Annotated in this window: 13 protein-coding genes; 5 read left to right on the forward strand and 8 right to left on the reverse strand. The window is 68.1% G+C overall.

The features are described from left to right. Positions 1-62: 62 nt before the first annotated feature. The 6 genes from AAEX60_RS14815 to AAEX60_RS14840 are packed head-to-tail and all read right to left on the reverse strand — an operon-like array spanning position 63 to position 5,791. Positions 63-1,058 (reverse strand): aldo/keto reductase, encoded by a 996-nt coding sequence (locus AAEX60_RS14815; RefSeq protein ID WP_342104441.1) that lies wholly within the window; start codon positions 1,056-1,058, stop codon positions 63-65. Continuing rightward, a complete protein-coding gene (locus AAEX60_RS14820; protein ID WP_342104443.1) occupies positions 1,055-2,014 on the reverse strand; it encodes a Gfo/Idh/MocA family oxidoreductase in 960 nt (319 codons plus the stop codon). The genes AAEX60_RS14815 and AAEX60_RS14820 overlap by 4 nt, the downstream gene beginning before the upstream one ends. 36 nt (positions 2,015-2,050) lie before the next feature. Further along, positions 2,051-2,740, reverse strand: coding sequence for a 4-carboxy-4-hydroxy-2-oxoadipate aldolase/oxaloacetate decarboxylase (gene ligK, locus AAEX60_RS14825; RefSeq protein ID WP_342104445.1), 690 nt, complete (start codon positions 2,738-2,740; stop codon positions 2,051-2,053). Between the two features lie 26 nt (positions 2,741-2,766). Next, a complete protein-coding gene (locus tag AAEX60_RS14830; RefSeq protein WP_342104447.1) occupies positions 2,767-3,792 on the reverse strand; it encodes an amidohydrolase family protein in 1,026 nt (341 codons plus the stop codon). Then, positions 3,789-4,526 carry a substrate-binding domain-containing protein gene (locus tag AAEX60_RS14835; RefSeq protein ID WP_342104449.1) on the reverse strand — a complete coding sequence of 246 codons (738 nt, stop codon included), beginning with the start codon at positions 4,524-4,526 and terminating at the stop codon, positions 3,789-3,791. Before AAEX60_RS14835 ends, AAEX60_RS14830 begins: the two co-directional genes overlap by 4 nt. Further along, positions 4,523-5,791: an MFS transporter gene (locus tag AAEX60_RS14840; protein WP_342104452.1), complete on the reverse strand. Its 1,269-nt coding sequence runs from the start codon at positions 5,789-5,791 to the stop codon at positions 4,523-4,525. The genes AAEX60_RS14835 and AAEX60_RS14840 overlap by 4 nt, the downstream gene beginning before the upstream one ends. A gap of 136 nt (positions 5,792-5,927) precedes the next feature. On the opposite strand from AAEX60_RS14840, the gene AAEX60_RS14845 reads away from it, so the two are divergent. Next, positions 5,928-6,863 carry a LysR family transcriptional regulator gene (locus tag AAEX60_RS14845; protein ID WP_342104454.1) on the forward strand — a complete coding sequence of 312 codons (936 nt, stop codon included), beginning with the start codon at positions 5,928-5,930 and terminating at the stop codon, positions 6,861-6,863. 55 nt (positions 6,864-6,918) lie between these two features. Next, the gene (locus AAEX60_RS14850) at positions 6,919-7,536 is read left to right on the forward strand and encodes an HAD family hydrolase (RefSeq protein ID WP_342104456.1); all 618 of its coding nucleotides are present in this window, start codon (positions 6,919-6,921) and stop codon (positions 7,534-7,536) included. Between the two features lie 98 nt (positions 7,537-7,634). On the opposite strand, the gene AAEX60_RS14855 is transcribed toward AAEX60_RS14850, so the two are convergent. Continuing rightward, positions 7,635-8,663 (reverse strand): 1,4-dihydroxy-2-naphthoyl-CoA synthase, encoded by a 1,029-nt coding sequence (locus AAEX60_RS14855; RefSeq protein WP_342104459.1) that lies wholly within the window; start codon positions 8,661-8,663, stop codon positions 7,635-7,637. Positions 8,664-8,767: 104 nt separating this feature from the next. On the opposite strand from AAEX60_RS14855, the gene AAEX60_RS14860 reads away from it, so the two are divergent. Genes AAEX60_RS14860 through AAEX60_RS14870 form a run of 3 tightly spaced genes read left to right on the forward strand, consistent with a single transcriptional unit; the run spans position 8,768 to position 10,328 of the window. Next, positions 8,768-9,148 carry a YidH family protein gene (locus AAEX60_RS14860; RefSeq protein WP_342104462.1) on the forward strand — a complete coding sequence of 127 codons (381 nt, stop codon included), beginning with the start codon at positions 8,768-8,770 and terminating at the stop codon, positions 9,146-9,148. Beyond that, a complete protein-coding gene (locus tag AAEX60_RS14865; RefSeq protein WP_342104464.1) occupies positions 9,145-9,474 on the forward strand; it encodes a DUF202 domain-containing protein in 330 nt (109 codons plus the stop codon). The genes AAEX60_RS14860 and AAEX60_RS14865 overlap by 4 nt, the downstream gene beginning before the upstream one ends. Next, positions 9,471-10,328 (forward strand): bile acid:sodium symporter family protein, encoded by an 858-nt coding sequence (locus AAEX60_RS14870; RefSeq protein ID WP_342104466.1) that lies wholly within the window; start codon positions 9,471-9,473, stop codon positions 10,326-10,328. The genes AAEX60_RS14865 and AAEX60_RS14870 overlap by 4 nt, the downstream gene beginning before the upstream one ends. Before the next feature lies 1 nt (position 10,329). Here the strand turns inward: AAEX60_RS14870 and AAEX60_RS14875 are convergent, their stop codons facing one another. Further along, complete coding sequence (locus tag AAEX60_RS14875; RefSeq protein ID WP_342104468.1) at positions 10,330-10,926, reverse strand: IclR family transcriptional regulator; 597 nt, start codon at positions 10,924-10,926, stop codon at positions 10,330-10,332. Between the last annotated feature and the right edge of the window lie 142 nt (positions 10,927-11,068).

Raw genomic sequence — 11,068 nt, forward strand, 5'->3', positions numbered from 1 at the left:
CGTCACGGCGCGGGAGCGTCGCGACGGGGGATACGTTCGGTTGTCTGGTGCGGGGGTGATGCTCAGAAGGTTTCGGCGTCAACCTCGTCCAGCTGGGCATCCTGGTAGCGCGATCCGGCGACGGTGCGCTGGTTGATCAGCTCGTCGACCTGGCGGGCCAGGTCCTCGTCGAGCCGAACCTGGGTTGCGGCCGCGTTCTCCCGCAGGTGTTCGCTGCTGGTGGTTCCGGGGATCGGCACCACCGACGGGCTGCGGTGCAGCAGCCAGGCCAGGGCCAGCTGCGCCGGAGTACAGCCGGCCTCGCGGGCCAGCTCGGCCAGCTGGTCCACCAGGGCCAGGTTGTGGCCGAAGTTCTCCGGCTGGAAGCGAGGCATCGGCCGGCGGATGTCTCCCGTGGGCAGCAGCTGCGGGTCGCGGACCGCGCCGGTGAGCATTCCCCGGCCCAGCGGGCTGAAGGCCACCAGGGCAATCCCGCTCCGCTCGCAGGCCTCGAGCATCGCGATCTCCGCATTGCGGGTCCACAGCGAGTACTCGTTCTGCACCGCGGCAATCGGATGCACCCGCTGGGCCTCGCCCAGCCGGTCCACCGACACCTCGGACAGGCCGATCGCCCGCACCTTGCCCTGCTCCACCAGCTGTGCGACGGCACCGACGCTCTCCGCGATCGGCACCTGCTTGTCCCAGCGGTGCAGGTAGTACAGGTCGATCACGTCGACGCCCAACCGGCGCAGCGAGTCCTCACAGTTCTGCTTGATGCTCTCCGGACGGCCGTCGATCACCTTTGTGCCGTCCACCAGGTGCATCACACCCTTGCTGGCCAGCACCACCTCATCGCGACGGGTGCGCAGGACGCGCCCAACCAGCTCCTCATTGCGGCCGCCGCCGTAGAGCGCGGCGGTGTCCAGGAAGGTGACGCCCAGGTCGATGGCCTGATTGACCAGGGCCTCCCCCACCTCTTCCGCGGGACGCGGCTGGTAGGCGTGGCTCAGGTTCATGCATCCCAGCCCCAGCGCGCTCACCTCGAAGGGCCCGACGGTGCGGGTTGGCAACGCGCTCATCGGTTCAGCTGCTCCTCGAGCTGGCCCAGCACCTCGTAGCAGCCCATCACCTGCTGCACGCTGGAATTCGGCTCGCGACCCTCGCGGATGGCGGCCACGAATTCCCGGTCCTGCAGCTCGATCCCGTTCATGCTCACATCCACCTGGCTGACGTCGATGGGCTCCTCCTTGCCGTTGACCAGATCGTCGTAGCGGGCAATGTAGGTGCCGGTGTCGCCGATGTACCGGAAGAAGGTGCCCAGCGGTCCGTCATTGTTGAACGACAGGCTCAGGGTGCAGATGGCGCCGGTCGCGGCCTTCAGCTGGATGGACAGGTCCATCGCGATCCCCAGCTCGGGGTGGATCGGCCCCTGGATGGCATTCGCCTGCACGATGGGCGCTCCCGCCTGGTAGGCGAACAGGTCGACGGTGTGCGCGGCGTGGTGCCACAGCAGGTGGTCGGTCCAGCTGCGGGGCTCGCCCTTGGCATTGATGTTCTTGCGACGGAAGAAGTAGGTCTGCACGTCCATCTGCTGGATGTTGAACTCGCCGGCGACCACCTTGTTGTGGATCCACTGGTGAGAGGGATTGAATCGGCGGGTGTGGCCCACCATCGCCACCTTGCCCGAGGACTCGGCGGCGGCCAGGACGGCCTTGGCGTCAGCCAGCGAGTCGGCTACGGGGATCTCCACCTGGGCGTGCTTTTCGGACTCCAGCGCCTGAATGATCTGGCTGGCGTGCACCGGGGTGGGGGTGGCCAGGATCACGGCGTCGACGTCGTCCATCTCCAGCACGGCATCCAGGCCCTCGACGGCGCGCTCGACGCCGGTCTTCTCGGCCAGGGCAGCCAGGTCGCCGCTGGATCCGGCAACGGCCACCACCTCGGCGTCGTCGATGTTCTTCAGACCCTCCAGGTGCTTCATGCCGAAGGCGCCACCGGCGCCGACCACTGCCACGCGAACGGGTGCATTGCTCATGGTTGAAATCCTTTGCTGGGTTGGTCGGGTGTCTGGTCAGTCGAGGTAGGTGAGGCCGGCAGCCTCCAGCCCCTCGCGCATCTTGTACATGTCCAGGCCGAGTTCGCCGGAACGGAAGCGTTCCCGCTTCTGCCCCTCGAACTCTTCCCGTTTGCGGGCGGCCTCGGCAACCGGGTCGGCCAGCTCGGCGGGCACCACGACGACGCCATCGACGTCGGCCACCACCACGTCGCCGGGGTTGACCAACGCGTTGGCGCAGACGACGGGGATGTTCACGCTGCCCAGCGTGGCCTTGATGGTGCCTTTGGAGTTGATCGCCCGGCTGAAGACCGGGAACTGCATCTCCTCCAGGTCATCCACGTCACGCACACCCCCGTCGATGACCAGGCCCTTGCAACCGCGGGCCTGCAGGCTGGTGGCCAGCAGGTCACCGAAGAAGCCGTCCTCGCTCTCGGTGGTGCAGCCGGCGATCAGCACGTCTCCGGGCTGCACCTGCTCCACGGCGACGTGGAACATCCAGTTGTCGCCGGGCTGCAGCAGCACGGTCACGGCCGGGCCGCACATCTTCGCGCCCTTCCAGACGGGGCGGATGTAGGGCCGCATCAACCCCACCCGGCCCATCGCCTCGTGAATGCTGGCGACGCCGTACTTCGAGAGCTCCTCGACGGCGGCCGGGTCGGCGCGCGTGATGTTGCGATGGACGATGCCGAGATTGTTGAGACGCATGTTCTGCTCCTTGTTGAGGCGGCCGGTCACAGGCCGCGGGCGGCCAACTGCTGGTCCAGCCGGGGGTAGACGGTGCGGACGTTCTGGCTGAGCACCTGCTCCTTCTGCTGCCCGTCCAGCCGGTCGGTGGCCTGGATGTAGCGCAGGGTGTCGTCGAAGTAGTGGCCGGTGCGCGGGTCGATGTCCCGCACCGCGCCGATCATCTCCGAGGCGAACAGGATGTTCTTGGTGGGCACGACGCTGGTCAGCAGGTCGATGCCCGGCTGGTGGTAGACGCAGGTGTCGAAGAAAACGTTGTTCAGCAGGTGCTCCTCCAGCTCCGGCTTCTTCAGCGCCATCGCCAGGCCGCGGAACCGTCCCCAGTGGTAGGGGACGGCACCGCCGCCGTGTGGGATGACGAACTTCAGCTCCGGGAAGTCGGCAAACAAGTCACCCTGGATGAGCTGCATGAAGGCTGTGGTGTCGGCATTGAGGTAGTGCGCACCGGTGGTGTGGAAGGCCGGGTTGCAGGAGGTGGAGACGTGGATCATGGCGGGGATCTGGTATTCCACCATCGCCTCGTAGATCGGGTACCAGGACTTGTCGGTCAGCGGCGGGGCGGTCCACTTGCCGCCCGACGGGTCGGGGTTGAGGTTGATGGTGACCGCCCCCAGCTCCTCCACCACGCGTCGCAGCTCGGGCAGGCTGGTGGCCGGATCGGCGCCGGGCGACTGCGGCAGCATCGCACCCATCGCGAACCGGTCGGGGTACAGCTGGCTCACCCGGTGGCACAGGTCATTGCAGATGGTGGCCCAGCGCTTGCTGACCTCCAGGTCGCCGATGTGGTGTGCCATGAACGACGCGCGGGGGCTGAAGATGGTCAGGTCGGTTCCGCGCTCGTCCATCAACCTCAGCTGGTTGGCCTCCAGCGACTCGCGGATCTGGTCGTCGGTGATCACCGGATCCGACGCGGGGTTGTCGCCCTTGCCGTCGACGAAGGCAATCTGCTGGTCGCGCCAGTCGCCCAGCGGCTTCGGGGCGGTGGTGTAGTGGCCGTGACAGTCGATGATCATGAACACTCCTTGCACTCATTGCGGATGGCGGTGGCAGGCGTCATCCCGTGACGTTCCACCAATGACTGGTTCTGCGGGTCGGTGAGGAAGTCGATGAAGGCGGCGGCCGACTCGCCCTCCACGCTGGCACATCCGACTGCGGCGCTGAAGACCGAGCTGATCGCGTGCGGAGCGGGCAGCGGGCCCAGGATGGTGACGCCGTCAGTGCCACCCATCTCACTGAGCTGCTGCAGCCCCAGATCGATCTCGCCAGCCGCGAGCATTCCGGCTACCGGCATCCCGGGGCGGGCCTGCACTAGCCGGCCGTCGACTTCCTCCCGGATGCCCAGCGCGTCCAGCAGGGCCAGGAAGGCCTGGCCGCTGGGGCCCGTCGAGTACCCGATCCGCTGCGCGGCCAGGAGCAGGCTGCGCAGCTCCTCGGAGGTCTGCGGAGCCTGGGCGTCGCGGTTGGCGGGGACCCCCAGGACGGCGTCGGAGACGAAGACGGGACGGATGCTCTCGGCCAGCAGGTGACCCTCCTCGGCCAGCGTCTGCACCGCGCTCTGGGCCAGCACGATGACGTCGGCGGACTCCCCGGCGCGGATCGCGTCGGCGACAGCCACACCGCCGCCCGCGGTGAAGGCGATCTGGGCGACGCCACGGTCGGCGGCCATATCGGCCAGGGCGGCCAGCAGATGCCGGGTGGCCATGGAGCCCACGCCCCGCAGCTGGATCTCCTCGTCGCCGTGACTCATGCCGGCGCTCCCTGATGCGTGAGCGTTTCGTCGTCGCTGATGTGGAGCCTTGCCAGATCCTGCTCGTGCGGCAGGGTGAAGATCGCCAGCAGGCCCAGCACGGCGACTCCGGCAAAGAAGTAGAAGCCCCACGGGTAGGCCAGGCCGGCGTTCACCAGGGCGCCGGTGACCAGCGGGCCGACGATGGCGCCGAGCCGGCCGATGCCCGCAGCAAGACCCATCGCGGTGCTGCGCACCTCCGCGGGGAAGGCGTGGGTGACGTAGGCGTAGATCAACACCTGGGCGCTGAAGACGAAGATGCCGGTGACCAGCACCACCACGTTCAGCGCCACCGTGCTGGACATCTTGATGCTCAGCGCAGCGAGCAGCACCGCGGCGGCGGCAAACCAGATCAGGATGGTGGAGCGCACGCCGCGCCGGTCGGCCAGCTTGCCGGCCACCAGCAGGCCCACCACGGCACCCAGGTTGAGGATGAACAGCATCACCAGCGAGCCAGACATGCTGTAGCCCGCCTTCTGCATCAGCTGCGGGAGCCAGGTGTTCAGGCCGTAAACCAGCAACAGGCCCATGAAGCAGCCGACCCAGACGCCGACATTCGCGCGCATCAACCGCGGGTGCAAGATGCTGACCTTCTGGCCGTCGTCCTTCTGCTGGGCGGCAAGGAAAGCATGCGACTCGGGCAGCTTGAACCAGACCAGCGGCAGCAGGAGCAGGCCGGCAATACCGCCCAGATAGAACAGGATGTGCCAGGCGGGCACGACGGCGATGGCCACCAGCGACGCGATCACCGCGCCGACGTGATAGCCGGTCATGGTCAGGGTGCTGGCGTGCGAGCGGTTCTCGTCGGGCATGTGTTCGCTCATGAAGGTGAGCGCGACCGGCAGGCAGGCGCCCAGACCGACGCCGGCAATGGCGCGGAAACCGGCGAACATGGCGACCGAGGTGGCGAACGGGATGGCCAGGGTGAAGATCGAGAAGAGCAGGATCGAGCCCAGCAGCACCACGCGCCGCCCGACCCGGTCGGCCAAGGAACCGACCAGGGCGGCGCCGATCGCCACACCGACCAGCGAGGCGGTGGCCACCGAGGTGGCTCCGGCAACGGTGAAGCCCAGGTGCTGGCTCTTGAGCAGGGTGGGGATGACGGCGCCCAGCATCACCAGGTCAAGACCGTCCAGCAGCACCGTGAGCCAGCACAGGGCCACGGGCCAACGATCAAGCTGACCGGGAGTTCCCCCGGCTGCGGGGGCGAACTGGGTGGTCGCCATCGATCCTCCTCAAGGTTTCGGCGCGACTCCATCGTCACGCGCTTGCTGTGAACTATTTCACAGAGCATCTCCCGTGAGAACAAAAGTGGGATCGAAGTTACGTGCAACTGCCATAGATCTGATCTATTGTTTTGGCATGGCATCGGCCGATCTGAACCTGACCAGAGCTTTCGTCGCGATCTATGAAACGGGATCGGTCACCTCCGCCGCACAACGACTGCAACTCTCCCAACCCACCGTCACCCACGCCCTGAACCGGCTGCGACGGCAGATGGGCGACGAGCTCTTCCTGCGCGAACGACGCGGCGTGACCCCCACCGCCCGCGCACGCCGGGCCTACCCGGTCTTCGTCGAGGCGCTCAATGCCATCGACTCGGTCTTCCAGACCGACACCCACTTTGATCCGGACCGGGCCACCACCTTCCACCTGGCCCTGTCCGATGCCGGCGAGGCCTTCCTGCTGCCGCTGCTCTGGCGGGCGCTGCACGGCCGCTCCCCCGCGTCGACGCTGAAGATCCAGCCACTGCACGTGGATCAGGTGGAAGACCAGGTGCTGCGCGGCGAACTGGATGGCTTCATCTCCGGCGCAGACTTCGACTCCCGACGGTTGGAACGTCGAGAGCTCTTCCAGGAGCACTACGTCGCGATGCTCTCGGACACCCACCCCCGGATCGACGCCGAACTGACCCGACATCGCTTCGAGGCGGAGCAGCATGTGGTGGTGCAGGGCGCGATCGGGCACACCGCCCCGCCCGGGCAGCAGCGGGACCGTCGAGTGCGAGTGGGGGTGGAGGTGCCGCGTTACTCGGCCCTGCCGAATCTGTTGCGCAACAGCGAACTGGTGGCAATCGTCCCGCAGTACGTGGCGGAGACCTTCGCCAGCAGCGGAGGGCTTCGTTGCCTGCCGTTGCCCTGGCAGATCAAGCCGGTCACCCTGTCCGCCTGGAGCCGGCACGCGCACGCCCGCTCCCCGGAGCAGTCCTGGCTGCTGGAGCTCATCGTCGACGCGGTGAGCGGGGTCAACCCCGCAGCGGGCGGCGGACCGCCAGAGCAGAGACCGGCTGACGCGTGACCTAGACCCCACGAGAGACTGGAGCCACCACCCCTTCCACCAGGAGCTGCCCACCATGCCATTCACCACCCTGCTGCTCGACTGCGACGGCGTCCTGCAGACCAGTCCCGGATTCCGCCTGGGCATGACCGCCCGGCTTGAAGAACTGGGCAACCCGATCAGTTCCGACGACTTCTTCGACCAGCTCTTCGCCCGGGAGAAGCCACTGCTGGTGCGCCGCGACGGTCTGCGCGAGGAGGTCGAGGCGCTGCTCACCGAGTTGTCGCTGCCCGTGACCGCCGACGAGGTCTTTGACCTGTGGAATGACACCACCCCGCTGCCCGGGGTGCTGGATCTGATGGACCGGGTGCGCGAGCGCGGCACCAAGGTCTACCTGGCCACCAACCAGCAGGCCATCCGCGGGGAGCACATGAAGGTCCACCTGCCCTATGCCGAGCACACCGACGGCGCCTTCTACAGCTACGAGATGGGGGTGGCCAAGCCGTCGCCGGACTTCTTCAGCCACATCGTCGACGCCCTGGGGATCGCCCCGGCCGAGGCCCTGTTCATCGACGACGTCGCCGCCAACGCCGATGGTGCCCGCGCTGCGGGACTGCAGGCCGTGTATCTGGAGGACCGCTTCAACGTGGAGGCGCTGACCCGGATCATCCGCAACGCCGGTCTGCTGGGCTGACGCGAGCGGAAGCAGCCCTCGACAGGCTCAGGGGCCGTGGTCCGGGCCCTGAGCAGGCCACGCATGCACGATGGCCGAGCCCAGGCCCACCAGCAAACTCAGTAGTAGTACGGGTAGTCGGACCAGTCGGGATCGCGCTTCTGCAGGAAGGAGTCCCGACCCTCGACGGCCTCGTCGGTCATGTACGCCAGCCGAGTGGTCTCCCCGGCAAAGATCTGCTGGCCGATCAGCCCGTCGTCGATCGCGTTGAAGGCGTACTTGAGCATCCGCTGCGCCGTCGGGGACTTGCCGCAGATGATCTTGGCCCACTCCAGGCCCTCATCCTCCAGCTGGGCGTGCGGCACCACCTTGTTGACGGTGCCCATCTCGTAGGCGCGCTGCGCATCGTAGGTCTGGCCCAGGAAGAAGATCTCGCGCGCCACCTTCTGCCCCACCTGACGGGCCAGGTAGGCCGAGCCGAATCCGGCGTCGAAGGAGCCGACGTCGGCGTCGGTCTGCTTGAACTTGGCGTGCTCGGCCGAGGCCAGGGTCATGTCGCAGACCACGTGCAGCGAGTGGCCGCCGCCGGCCGCCCAGCCGTTGACCAGCGCAATCACCGGCTTGGGCATGAAGCGGATCAGCCGCTGCACCTCCAGGATGTGCAGCCGCCCCAGCTTGGCCTGGTCAATGGGCGACGGCTTCTCGGCCCCGGTATTCATCCGCCGAGCCCGCTCCCCTTCCTCCGGCGAGGGCAGGCCGGAGCCTGCGGAGGCCGGTGCGCCCGAGCCCAGAGGGGGGTCCGAGGGGGGTCGTCCCCCCTCCTCGATTTCGGCCATGTAGCCGGCCTTGCCGCGGATCCGCTGGTCCCCTCCGGAGCAGAAGGCCCAGCCGCCGTCCTTGGCGCTGGGGCCATTGCCGGTGATCAGCACGCAGCCGACGTCGGCGCTGGTCCGGGCGTGTTCCAGGGCGGTGTAGAGCTCGTCGACGGTGTGTGGCCGGAAGGCATTGCGCACCTCAGGCCGGTTGATCGCCACGCGCACGGCGGGCACATTCTTGGCGCGGTGGTAGGTGATGTCGGTGAACTCGAAGCCGGGGACCTCGTCCCACAGCTCGGGCTTGAACGGGTTCTCGGCAGGAGTCTCAACCATGACAACGAGCCTATCGGGCGACCCGACAGTGCACGTCGGATCGAACTCCCACTGAGTGAAAGGAGAGCCCCCACAGTGTCGGCACCCCATCCTAGGCTGACGCCATGGCTGACGTGGATGACCGGCAACGGCGACGCGGGACGTCCCGGGCGATTCTGGGGGCAGGTCGGGAGCCCGACCCCCGGTTCTCCCTGGCCAATGAGCGCACCTTCCTGGCCTGGATAAGGACCTCGCTTGCCCTATTCGCGGGCGGAGTCGGGTTAGAAGCCTTCGCCGGGAGTGCCTTCCCGGCCGGAGTCCGGACGGCCCTGGTGGCGGCGCTCCTCGGCACCGGCATGATGCTGGCAGCGAGCGCCACCATCCGTTGGGTGCAGATTGAACGTGCCATGCGGCAGGATCGGCCCTTGCCCCTGCCCTGGATCGGCGCCGTGCTCGCCCTGGGCGTTTCGGTCGCCCTGGGCGTCTTCGTAGGACACCTGTTGTGAGCTCCCACACATGGTCGGCGCGTACGGACCCTGGCCTGCAACCGGAGCGCACCACCCTCGCCTGGGAGCGCACAGTGCTGGCCTACCTCGGCGTCACCTGCCTGATGATCCGCTGGGCCACCCATGACCGGCCGATCGTCGTGTGGCCGGTGATCATCTCCGCCCTCGCTGTGCTCGGCGCCCGAATCTCACTGGGTCGGAGCCACCGCCGCACCCTGAGCGGCGTCGAGACCGTCACAGGTTCGGACTGCCTACCTCTGATCCACCTGCTCGGCGGGGCCACCGTCCTGCTGGGTTTCAGCGGCCTGGTGGTGCTGCTGACATGACGGTGGACCAGCTGACCGGCATCGTCGCCGCCATCGCGGTGCCGCTGTTCGCGGTGACCAGTACCGCGTCAGTCGGCCTGCAGTTCACGCCCCGCCAGATCCTTGCCCCACTGCGGCGGGGGCGCCTGGTCCTGGCCGGGCTGATGGGCAACTTCGTCCTCACCCCCTTTCTGACCCTGACGTTGTGCGCCCTGCTCCCCGTCGGCCCCGAGGTGCGCAGCGGGCTGGTCACCTTGGCGTGCGCCGCCGGCGCACCCTTCTCCCTGCAGCTGTCCGGCGTGGCCCGCACCAGCATGAGCGTGGCGTCAGGGTTGATGCTCACCAGTCTGATGGCAACGACGGTCTTCCTGCCCGTGGTGCTCCCCCGCCTACTGACCGGCATGGAGGTGCACGCTGCAGACCTGGCGCTGCTCCTGTTCTGGACGATGGCCTTCCCACTGCTGGCCGGCTCCGGCATCGCCCACAGCCGGCCTCGGCTGGCTGCAGCCGCCTCCCCGGCGGTAGGCCGGGCCGCCCGTGGATCAATGGTGGTGATGCTCCTGAATCAGGCCGTGGCGGACCACCGCGAGATCGCTCAACTGGCCAGCACCGTGGCCATCGTCGCGATCACCGAGATGATCGTGCTCACCTGCGTCTCCGGCTGGTGCCTGGGGTGGCTGTTCGGGGTCTCGGGCGTGAGCGTTGCGCTATCGGTTTCCCAACGCAACATGGCCGCGGGAACGCTGGTGGCGGCCACCAACATGCCCGGATCGGCTGCGGTGACCTGCGTGGTGTTGAGCGGATTCATGGCGCTCGCGGTGCTGCTGCCCGTCGCCAGGTGGCTCGGGCATCGAGCCGATCGGGAGTCCTGCTGAGTCAGTTCTCGCGCATCTCCTGGCCCGCCATTGCTCGGGAGATGGCCGCCGACGTCACCTTCAGTGCCGGCACCACACGACTCGGATCCTCCAGCGGGGCCACGGTGACGATGCCGAGCGCGGCGACGACTTCACGCGCACCGCCGAAGACCGGGACGGCCAGACCCCACGCACCGTCGACGTGCTCCTCGGCCGTGGTCGCCCAGCCGCGCCTGCCGATCAGGTCCAGCTCTTCTCGCAGCCGCGACGGGTGGGCGATTGAGTGGGCCGTCTCCCTGGTGAGCGAGAGGGCGCTCAACTGGTCCCCTTCCAATGCCCCATGGGCCAGGAAGACCTTTCCGGCAGCGCTCGTGTGCAACGGCAACCGGTCCCCCGGTACCGCGAACGGGGAACCCACCGACGAGCCGGACATCCGCTCCACCAGCAGCGCACGGTCGGAATCCAGCACGAACAGGTTGACGATCTGTCGGGTGGCGGCCAGTAGGTCCTGCATGAACGGCGCGGCCACCTGTCGCAGCCCGCGCTGCACCGGGGAGAGCATCCCCAGCTCCCAGAGCAGGTGCCCGATGGTGTACTGACCATTCTGATGCTGGACCACCAGACCGAGGCGGGACATCTCCCGCAACATCCGGTGACAGGTGGCCAGGGGAATACCGGACCGGGGGGGGGGGGGGGGGGGGGGGGGGGGGGGGGGGGGGGGGGGGGGGGGGGGGGGGGGGGGGGGGAAAGAGGGGGGGGGG

Origin of the sequence: Luteococcus sp. H101, assembly GCF_038433155.1 — a bacterium.
Classification (GTDB): Bacteria; Actinomycetota; Actinomycetes; order Propionibacteriales; family Propionibacteriaceae; genus Luteococcus.

What these genes read in the sequence shown, in the direction of transcription:
- AAEX60_RS14845 (WP_342104454.1), top strand. Translation starts at nt 5,928, where the DNA reads ATGGCATCGGCCGATCTGAACCTGACCAGAGCTTTCGTCGCGATCTAT.
- AAEX60_RS14815 (WP_342104441.1), bottom strand. Translation starts at nt 1,058, where the DNA reads ATGAGCGCGTTGCCAACCCGCACCGTCGGGCCCTTCGAGGTGAGCGCG.
- AAEX60_RS14855 (WP_342104459.1), bottom strand. Translation starts at nt 8,663, where the DNA reads ATGGTTGAGACTCCTGCCGAGAACCCGTTCAAGCCCGAGCTGTGGGAC.
- AAEX60_RS14840 (WP_342104452.1), bottom strand. Translation starts at nt 5,791, where the DNA reads ATGGCGACCACCCAGTTCGCCCCCGCAGCCGGGGGAACTCCCGGTCAG.
- AAEX60_RS14820 (WP_342104443.1), bottom strand. Translation starts at nt 2,014, where the DNA reads ATGAGCAATGCACCCGTTCGCGTGGCAGTGGTCGGCGCCGGTGGCGCC.
- AAEX60_RS14860 (WP_342104462.1), top strand. Translation starts at nt 8,768, where the DNA reads ATGGCTGACGTGGATGACCGGCAACGGCGACGCGGGACGTCCCGGGCG.
- AAEX60_RS14830 (WP_342104447.1), bottom strand. Translation starts at nt 3,792, where the DNA reads ATGATCATCGACTGTCACGGCCACTACACCACCGCCCCGAAGCCGCTG.
- AAEX60_RS14835 (WP_342104449.1), bottom strand. Translation starts at nt 4,526, where the DNA reads ATGAGTCACGGCGACGAGGAGATCCAGCTGCGGGGCGTGGGCTCCATG.
- AAEX60_RS14870 (WP_342104466.1), top strand. Translation starts at nt 9,471, where the DNA reads ATGACGGTGGACCAGCTGACCGGCATCGTCGCCGCCATCGCGGTGCCG.
- ligK (WP_342104445.1), bottom strand. Translation starts at nt 2,740, where the DNA reads ATGCGTCTCAACAATCTCGGCATCGTCCATCGCAACATCACGCGCGCC.
- AAEX60_RS14850 (WP_342104456.1), top strand. Translation starts at nt 6,919, where the DNA reads ATGCCATTCACCACCCTGCTGCTCGACTGCGACGGCGTCCTGCAGACC.